This window comes from Thiohalophilus sp., from assembly GCF_034521165.1.
In the GTDB taxonomy this organism is placed as follows: Bacteria; Pseudomonadota; Gammaproteobacteria; order UBA6429; family Thiohalophilaceae; genus Thiohalophilus.
Genome location: NZ_JAXHMV010000002.1, coordinates 56,398 through 64,717 on the forward strand (window position 1 = coordinate 56,398; position 8,320 = coordinate 64,717).

Below are 8,320 nucleotides of genomic sequence, written 5' to 3' on the forward strand. Positions count from 1 at the left end.
TGAGATAGCCGGATAAGGACTCGACTATTCCATGGAAGGGTTCCATACCTCCCAGACTTTCCCCACCAGATCCGGTCCAGGTTTGAGAGTCGGCTTGCCCGGCTCCCAGCCTGCGGGACAGGCTTCCTTCCCTTCAGTGGCGCGTACATGCTGATAGGCCTGAATCTGGCGGATCGTTTCAGCAAGCTTGCGCCCGACCGGCGGCGTCAGCACCTCCATCGCCTGAATCACACCATCCGGATCGATGATGAAACGTCCGCGGAGCTCGACCCCCTGGGTCTCGTCCCAACAGCCATAGGCGCGACCGACATTCCCGGCCTGATCAGCTACCATATGGAATGGCACCCCGCCATCCACCATTTTGCTCAATTCCTCGTCGTTCCAGACTTTATGGACAAAGTGGCTGTCCACACTGACTGAAATAACTTCGACACCTAAATCCTGGAGCTTCTGATAATTCGCGGCGACCGCCGACACTTCAGTAGCTCAAACAAAGGTGAAATCGCCCGGATAGAAACAGAGCATCACCCACTTGCCTAAATAATCCGACAGCTTCACGCTGGTAAAGCTGCCCTTATGATAGGCAGGCGCAGTGAAATCGGGGGCTTTCTGCCCGACACGTACACTCATACTGGACCTCTCTTCTTGACTGGTTAATTCAGAGGGTGCCGGAGTTTCCGGTGACGGCTCTCCCGAAACCGAGCCGGTCACCCTGGCACATGATACGGATTCTTCTTCTGCCATAATCGTCCCTCTTGTTGGCGTAGAGCATATAGTACATAGTAAAAGTTAGAACTAAAGCCAGTTCCTGTCAATAAACCGCAGGTAAACGATCCCGGCATGATAAAAGTGGATGCAAGTGCGCATGAATTGTTTAAAATGTTCACAGTTGGTAACGTTTGTCTTGGAAAGTTCATTGATCAGATATCAGGAGAAAGACTATAGGATTAATAAAAATACGTCTTTCAGCTTCTACCGAGTTCTTCATCTGTTACGCCTGACAATTTTGTCCAACCAAAAGATGATCATCACGACTTCCCCGCATATCAGTAACTAGATACTAGTTCCTGGCAGCTAGCTTCTGGAAATTAAAAAAGGCCCCGATAGGGTAATGCCGATCAGTTAAGCAAAAACTTGCTTGACTATCAGTAAGATGAGATCAAAATCCCGTGATCACTTTTGATCACGGGATTTTTTTATGTCATTTTCCGAAGAGCTGGACCAAACAGCAGAATGGTCACCTGAGTCACTCAGCACTTTTCAACGGGACATTCCCAGCGAATGGATAGAAACGGCCCTTGAAGCCACCGGTATGGCCAGTCTTCGCCGCCGCCGTCTCCCCGCCGAGCAAGTCATGTGGCTGGTACTGGGGATCGGCCTGTACCGTGACCGTTCAATTCAGGACGTCTGTGACAAGCTGGATCTGGCGATGCCGGACAGTCAAGGTCGCCCGGTGGTGGCGACCAGCGCCCTGTCCCAGGCCCGTGAGCGCCTGGGTGCGGAACCGATGCGCTACCTGTTTCTCAGTAGCGCCGAAGCGTGGAGCCGACAGGAGAGACACGATGATTTTCGCGGACTGAAGCTGTTGAGTGTTGATGGGACGGTATTCGAGGCGCCGGATTCCGAGGAAAATGGCGAGGCTTTTGGCTTTATCGAGTCGCGCAAGGGGCACACCAGCGCCTTTCCCAGCGTTCGCCTGACGGCGTTGATGTCACTACGCACCCATCTGGTAAGGGAGGCCACCTTCGGCCCTTGTACACAGGGCAAAATCAACTATGCACGTGAACTGGTGAGCACGGCCCCCGCCCATTCGCTGACCCTGTTTGACCGCTGCTATTTCTCCGCCGAACTGCTGCTCTGCTGGCAACAGGCTCAGCCCGAAAGCCACTGGCTAACACCGGTCAAGCGCAAGATGCGCTACGAAGTGGTCGAGCAATTTGCTGAACATGACTGTCTTATTGAAATGCCCGTCTCGCCCCAGGCACGTGAGCAATACCCCCATCTTCCGGCCACCTGGTAGGCCCGCCGGGTCAGCTACGCCAACCCCCAAGGAGAAATCACCGGTTTTCTCACCTCCCTGACCGACCCTCAGCGCTATCCGGCCGAGGAGTTGTTGCGCATTTACTGGGAGCGATGGGAGATTGAACAGGGTTACGGGGAACTCAAGCGTCGGCAACTGCGTAGCGAGTTGCTGCTGCGCAGTCAAAAGCCCGAAGGGATCCGCCAGGAGCTGTGGGGGATCCTGCTGGCCTACAACCTGGTACGACTGGAAATCAGCCGTATTGCCGAAGAAGCGGCGGAATCCCCGCGGCGGATCAGCTTTATGATGGCCATGCGCTATATTCAGGATGAGTTTCTCTGGTGCGCCGTGGCGTCACCCGGGACCATCCCAAAGAAGCTCCGCGCACTGAGAGCCAACGTGAAGGCCTTTATTCTGCCGGAACGAAAACGGCCCTCGGTACCGAGGGCCGTTCGAAAAAGCAAAACCGGCTATCCCGTCGTGGAAAAACCCCCGAGGAAAAACCGGGGGCTTAAGTGAGCGGCATTAGCCGACAGGAACCTTTTTTGATATGGCGGAGAGGGAGGGATTGTCTCGGGGCCATCCCTGGCCCCGAGCCCTGCGGGCGTCGTCGCTACAGCTCCGGCGACCAAATTTGCTGTCCTGCAAATTTGTCGAACCAAAGGGTTCTCATCATGGCCTCCCCCATCCACAAAATAAAAAAGGAGGCGCAAGGCCTCCTTTTTTATTTTGGCGGAGAGGGAGGGATTGTCTCGGGGCCATCCCTGGCCCCGAGCCCTTCGGGCGCCGTCGCTATGCTCCGGCGACCAAATTTGCTGTCCTGCAAATTTGTCGAACCAAAGGGTTCTCATCATGGCCTCCCCCATCCACAAAATAAAAAAGGAGGCACAAGGCCTCCTTTTTTATTTTGGCGGAGAGGGAGGGATTGTCTCGGGGCCATCCCTGGCCCCGAGCCCTTCGGGCGCCGTCGCTATGCTCCGGCGACCAAATTTGCTGTCCTGCAAATTTGTCGAACCAAAGGGTTCTCATCATGGCCTCCCCCATCCACAAAATAAAAAAGGAGGCGCAAGGCCTCCTTTTTTATTTTGGCGGAGAGGGAGGGATTGTCTCGGGGCCATCCCTGGCCCCGAGCCCTTCGGGCGCCGTCGCTATGCTCCGGCGACCAAATTTGCTGTCCTGCAAATTTGTCGAACCAAAGGGTTCTCATCATGGCCTCCCCCATCCACAAAATAAAAAAGGAGGCGCAAGGCCTCCTTTTTTATTTTGGCGGAGAGGGAGGGATTCGAACCCTCGATACGGGGTTACCGTATACACACTTTCCAGGCGTGCTCCTTCAACCACTCGGACACCTCTCCTGATCAGTTTCTAGTCACCAGGTCCTGGGTACTAGTACCTGTGCAATGCCAGTGGCATTGCACAAGGCGCGCAAGATTAAACCAGATGCCCGGGCGGTGCAACGTCAATCCGGCTCGATTGGCTGGTCTGGACTGGCGGGCTGGCAGGAGCACGGCTCCATTTCATTACAAATCAAGTGGTTAAAGCCGTGATAACGGGAAGATTGGGTAATCTGGTGAGTGATTGACCAATATTAGGGTGTTATAATATTGAAGTTTTTTATTCTGTGGCCGAAAACGGCAGGACGCGCTTGCGGTTTGCCAATTGTACTCCAGAATTTGATCAGGCAACCGATAACCAGTTCACAGACTGAAAGGTAAGACGGAATGCAACGACGGGTTTTCGCAACATTGCTGGGCGGGGCGGCGCTGATTGGCGTGGTACTCAATGCCTGCACACCGCAGCACAGTGCGCTGGAACAGGTACTGGATAGCGGTGAGTTGCGCGTTTACACCCGTAATGCCCCGACCACCTATTATCAGGGGCCCCGGGGTCCGGCCGGGCTGGAATACGACCTGGCCCGGGCCTTTGCCGACCACCTTGGCGTGCGCCTGAAACTGGTCGTCAAAGACAACCTGGAAGAGATGTTCACCGGTCTGCGCAAGGGGCGTGCCGATCTGGCCGCTGCCGGACTGACCGTCACCGAACAGCGCCGCCGGCAGGTGCGCTTTGCGCCGGCGTACCAGCAAATCACCCCGCAACTGGTCTATCGACAGGGCACCTTGCCCGAACCGCAGGATTTTGCCGATGTCCGGCAAGGCTATCTGGAGGTGGTTGCCAACAGCAGCCATACCGAACAGTTACGCCAGATACAACAGTCACACCCCGAACTCCAATGGCATGAAAATCCGGAAGCCGGCAGCACCGAATTGCTGTCGCTGGTAGCCCAGGGACTGATCGATTACACCATTGCCGATTCCAATGAAGTGGCCATTAACCGGCGCTATTTCCCCGAGCTGCGGGTCGCCTTCGATCTGTCGGAACCCCGGCAGCTCGCCTGGGCCCTGCCCCGAAGCAAGGACACCTCGCTCTATGACGAGGTGGAACATTTCTTCGAAACACTGCGCGAATCGGGCGAACTGGCGCACAGGGTAAAGCAGAACTATGAATACGTGCGTAACTACGACTACGCCGGGACGCCGTTTTTCATGCACCATATGCGCAGTCGCATGCCGAACTACCGCAAGCTGTTCGAAAAGGCAGCTGCGCAAACCGAACTCGACTGGCGTTTACTTGCGGCAGTCGCCTATCAGGAATCTCACTGGAATCCGCTGGCAATATCGCCGACCGGTGTCCGCGGTATGATGATGCTGACCAATGTCACAGCCAGTCAGCTGGGGATAGCGGATCGGACCGATCCGGCCCAGAGCATCCAGGGTGGCGCCCGTTATATCAAGAGCCTGTATCAACGTTTTGATGACATCCCCGAAGGGGATCGGATGTGGTTTACGCTGGCCGCCTATAATGTCGGCTTCGGTCATGTGCGCGATGTTCAGAGGATAACCGAACAACGCGGTGGCGATCCGAGCAAATGGTCCAACGTTAAAACCAATCTGCCCCTGTTAACCCAGCGAAAATGGTATCGGCAAACCCGTTACGGCTATGCCCGGGGGCATGAACCGGTAACCTATGTCGATAACATTCGCAGTTATTACGATATCCTGCGCTGGCACTTGCGCACCAACCCGTCGCCCGGACAGATTCCCAGCTCGATTCTGGCTTATTCCTCACCGGCATTGTAACGCTGATCATCTGATCGCACACGTTTACGCTGGCGACTCAGTCTTTTTTCCTGGCCTCGCGACGGGTCTGAAAAAATTCAGTCAGCAAACGCCCACACTCTCCGGCCAGTACCTCGCCGCGAATCTCGACCCGGTGGTTATGTTTATCACTATTCAATATGTCAAAAACACTGCCGGCGGCTCCGGTTTTCGGATCCCGGGCACCGAACACCACCCGGTCAACCCGTGCGTGAATGATCGCGCCGGTACACATCACGCACGGCTCCAGCGTCACGTATAACGTCGTACCCGGCAGACGATAATTCCCCGACCGTTGTGCCGCATCGCGCAGGGCGCGCATCTCGGCATGGGCACTGGGATCGTGATTGCCAATCGGCTGATTCCAGCCCTCGCCAATCGCCTGTTCATCCCGAACCACGACCGCCCCTACCGGCACCTCGCCCGCCGCCCCGGCCTGGCGCGCCAGCTCCAACGCCCGCTGCATCCAGAATTCATCCAGCGCATCGGTCTCCAGCTGCTCAATATCGTTATCCATGCTCAATTATCTATCGCCACAATCCAGAAAAGATTACACCACAGAGGATGAAGGAATTTTGAATTGAATGTGAACACAAAATTTAAAATTGTTACTTTGCGTACTTTGCACCCAAAAAACGGGCATAAACGTCTTTACGAACTCCGCGTTATCTTCCAGAGCCTATCGACTACCGAGTGATTGCAGTTCGCGATCGCGCATGCCCAGCAGGTACAAAATGGCATCCAGGCCCAGCGTGGCGATGGAATGTTGCGCCTGTTCGCGCACCAGCGGTTTGGCATGAAAGGCGATACCCAGGCCGGCGATGGACAGCATCGGCAGGTCATTGGCGCCATCGCCGACTGCGATGACCTGTTCGGTGCTGATGCCTTCCTGTTCGGCCAGTTGCTGTAACAATTTTGCTTTCATCTGCCCGTCGACGATCTCGCCTTTAACCTTGCCGGTCAGTTTACCGTTTTCAAAGTCCAGCTGGTTGGCGTAGACATAATCGACGCCCAGCTTGTCTTTCAGGTAATTGGCGAAATAGGTAAAGCCGCCGGAGAGAATCGCGACCTTGTAACCAAAATGTCGCAGTGTCGAAATCAATCGTTCCGCCCCCTCGGTGATCGGCAAGCTTTCAGCGATCTCCTGCAGCACCGACTCTTCCAGTCCTTCCAGCAGGACCATCCGCTGGCGAAAACTTTCGGAAAAGTCGATTTCGCCGCGCATGGCCGCTTCGGTAATTGCCGCCACCTGATCGCCGATGCCGGCCACTTTTGCCAGCTCGTCGATCACTTCGGTTTGAATCAGGGTCGAGTCCATATCAAAGCAGACCAGGCGGCGACTGCGCCGATACAGGTTATCTTCCTGCACGGCTACATCGATTTGCATATCCTGGGCGATCTGTAAAAACCGGGCATGCATACCGGGGATATCCTGAACTTCCCCAGTCAGGGTCAATTGCACGGCCGCCGCCCCGCTCTGTTTCTCGGATCGATGCAGGGAGAGTCTTCCGGAAAGCCGACTCACGTCTTCAATATTAAATCCGTTTTCTCCCACCACTTCGGTGACCCGGGCAATATGTCGTGCCGTAATCTGTCGTCCCAGCAGGGTCACGATATGCCGGGCCTGGCCCTGGCGGGCTACCCACTGCTCGTAATCCTGTTCATTGATGGGGGTGAAACGGATATCGAGATCCAGCTCATGGGCACTGAACAACAGATCCTTGAACAGGGAACAGTTTTTATTCTCGTCCGGCGCTTCGATTAACAGTCCCAGTGCCAGGCTGTTATGGGTCACGGACTGATCGATATCCAGCACCGGAATATCATAATCGGCCAGGACACCGGTCAAGCGGGCCGTGAGGCCCGGCCGGTCGCGGCCGGTGACATTAATCAGAACGACTTCACTCATGTTATTCCCGCTGGATTGTAAACCAGCCATTTTTTCGGATTGATTTCACTGGCTTGGTTATTGGTATAGATGGCAGTACCATGAATAATAGCATGTTCTGTTGCACTGCTAATTGCCAATTTTCAGCTCAAGCTTCCCGGTAAATACCCTGCGCGACCACCTTTACAATAGTACTATATATGGACTATATTTAGTACCATCAAAGCCCTCAAGGAACATAGACCATGAAACTGAGCGAATCGGTTAAACCCATCAGCTACCTGAAAAGCCATACCGCCGAGGTTCTGCGAGACGTTAGTGAAGGACAACGCACCATGGTAATCACACAACACGGGGAAGCCAGGGCCGTGCTGCAGGATATTGCCAGTTATGAACAAACCCAGGAATCGCTGGCACTGCTCAAGGTACTGGCCCAAAGTTCGAAAAGCATTCAGGAAGGCCGGAGCAAGCCTCTCAAGAAAGCCTTTGCCGATATTCGAAAGCGTGTCAGGGAAGATACTGAGTGAAACGCTATCGCGTCCGGCTTACCGAGGATGCAGAACAGGACCTCATCGATATCTACCGCTATATTGCTCTCTACGACTCCGCGGAGAATGCGGATTACGTACTGGTTCAGCTGGAATCCCTCTGCTTGAGACTTGTCGAGTTGCCCGAACGAGGACACGTTCCGCCAGAACTCGATCGAATCAGTGTAACAAACTACCGGGAAGTCTACTTCAAACCCTACCGTGTAATCTATGAAGCCATTCGTCACGACGTTTTCATTCACTGCATTCTTGATGGTCGAAGGGATATGCCTTCGTTACTTCAACGACGACTGATTCGCTAAGATTGTTGCTGAAAAATCCGAGTCCACGCTCGATCCTCTACAAATACTGTTGATATCACTATTGCCCGCCGCTGCCAGCCAGCGCCAGGCTGTTATGGGTCACCGACTGATCGATATCCAGCACCGGAATATCGTATTCGGCCAACACCCCGGTCAGACGCGCCGTCAGTCCCAGCCGATCGCGACCGGTGATATTGATCAGAACCACTTCACTCATGCTATTCCCACTCGATTATAAATAAGACAGTATTGCCACGTAATATCAATCTGATACCGGTGTGCGCAAGCGTCGATACCATGGAAGATACCATGTTAAGGCTTTGCTGCTAATCGCCACCGGGAATCACCCAAATATGTCAATTTGCGCAGAATATATCACTCACCCCTGCCTGGTCCGACCCAGCAAC

8 protein-coding genes, 1 tRNA gene and 1 pseudogene are annotated in these 8,320 nt (G+C 54.5%); 5 read left to right on the forward strand and 5 right to left on the reverse strand.

Annotated features, from left to right (window positions below; genetic code table 11):
- Positions 1-24 precede the first annotated feature (24 nt).
- The gene (prxU, locus tag U5K34_RS02050) at positions 25-744 is read right to left on the reverse strand and encodes a thioredoxin-dependent peroxiredoxin (RefSeq protein WP_322566854.1); all 720 of its coding nucleotides are present in this window, start codon (positions 742-744) and stop codon (positions 25-27) included.
- A gap of 454 nt (positions 745-1,198) precedes the next feature.
- On the opposite strand from prxU, the pseudogene U5K34_RS02055 reads away from it, so the two are divergent.
- Positions 1,199-2,539: pseudogene (locus U5K34_RS02055) on the forward strand (IS4 family transposase).
- A 745-nt stretch (positions 2,540-3,284) separates the two neighbouring features.
- Here the strand turns inward: U5K34_RS02055 and U5K34_RS02060 are convergent.
- A tRNA-Ser gene (locus U5K34_RS02060) sits at positions 3,285-3,375 on the reverse strand.
- A 45-nt stretch (positions 3,376-3,420) separates the two neighbouring features.
- Here U5K34_RS02060 and U5K34_RS02065 point away from each other — a divergent pair.
- Together U5K34_RS02065 and mltF are read left to right on the forward strand one after the other, a co-directional pair.
- Positions 3,421-3,567 carry a hypothetical protein gene (locus tag U5K34_RS02065; protein WP_322566855.1) on the forward strand — a complete coding sequence of 49 codons (147 nt, stop codon included), beginning with the start codon at positions 3,421-3,423 and terminating at the stop codon, positions 3,565-3,567.
- A gap of 174 nt (positions 3,568-3,741) precedes the next feature.
- Positions 3,742-5,157, forward strand: coding sequence for a membrane-bound lytic murein transglycosylase MltF (gene mltF, locus U5K34_RS02070; RefSeq protein ID WP_322566856.1), 1,416 nt, complete (start codon positions 3,742-3,744; stop codon positions 5,155-5,157).
- A gap of 37 nt (positions 5,158-5,194) precedes the next feature.
- On the opposite strand, the gene tadA is transcribed toward mltF, so the two are convergent.
- Positions 5,195-5,692 (reverse strand): tRNA adenosine(34) deaminase TadA, encoded by a 498-nt coding sequence (tadA, locus tag U5K34_RS02075; protein ID WP_322566857.1) that lies wholly within the window; start codon positions 5,690-5,692, stop codon positions 5,195-5,197.
- Positions 5,693-5,854: 162 nt separating this feature from the next.
- Positions 5,855-7,084 carry a phosphoserine phosphatase SerB gene (serB, locus tag U5K34_RS02080; RefSeq protein ID WP_322566858.1) on the reverse strand — a complete coding sequence of 410 codons (1,230 nt, stop codon included), beginning with the start codon at positions 7,082-7,084 and terminating at the stop codon, positions 5,855-5,857.
- A gap of 224 nt (positions 7,085-7,308) precedes the next feature.
- Here serB and U5K34_RS02085 point away from each other — a divergent pair, with 224 nt between their 5' ends.
- The gene (locus U5K34_RS02085; protein ID WP_322566859.1) at positions 7,309-7,590 is read left to right on the forward strand and encodes a type II toxin-antitoxin system Phd/YefM family antitoxin; all 282 of its coding nucleotides are present in this window, start codon (positions 7,309-7,311) and stop codon (positions 7,588-7,590) included.
- Positions 7,587-7,913 (forward strand): type II toxin-antitoxin system RelE/ParE family toxin, encoded by a 327-nt coding sequence (locus U5K34_RS02090; RefSeq protein ID WP_322566860.1) that lies wholly within the window; start codon positions 7,587-7,589, stop codon positions 7,911-7,913. Before U5K34_RS02085 ends, U5K34_RS02090 begins: the two co-directional genes overlap by 4 nt.
- Positions 7,914-7,971: 58 nt before the next feature.
- Here U5K34_RS02090 and U5K34_RS02095 read toward each other — a convergent pair whose 3' ends face one another.
- Complete coding sequence (locus U5K34_RS02095) at positions 7,972-8,130, reverse strand: ACT domain-containing protein (protein ID WP_322566861.1); 159 nt, start codon at positions 8,128-8,130, stop codon at positions 7,972-7,974.
- Positions 8,131-8,320: the final 190 nt, after the last annotated feature.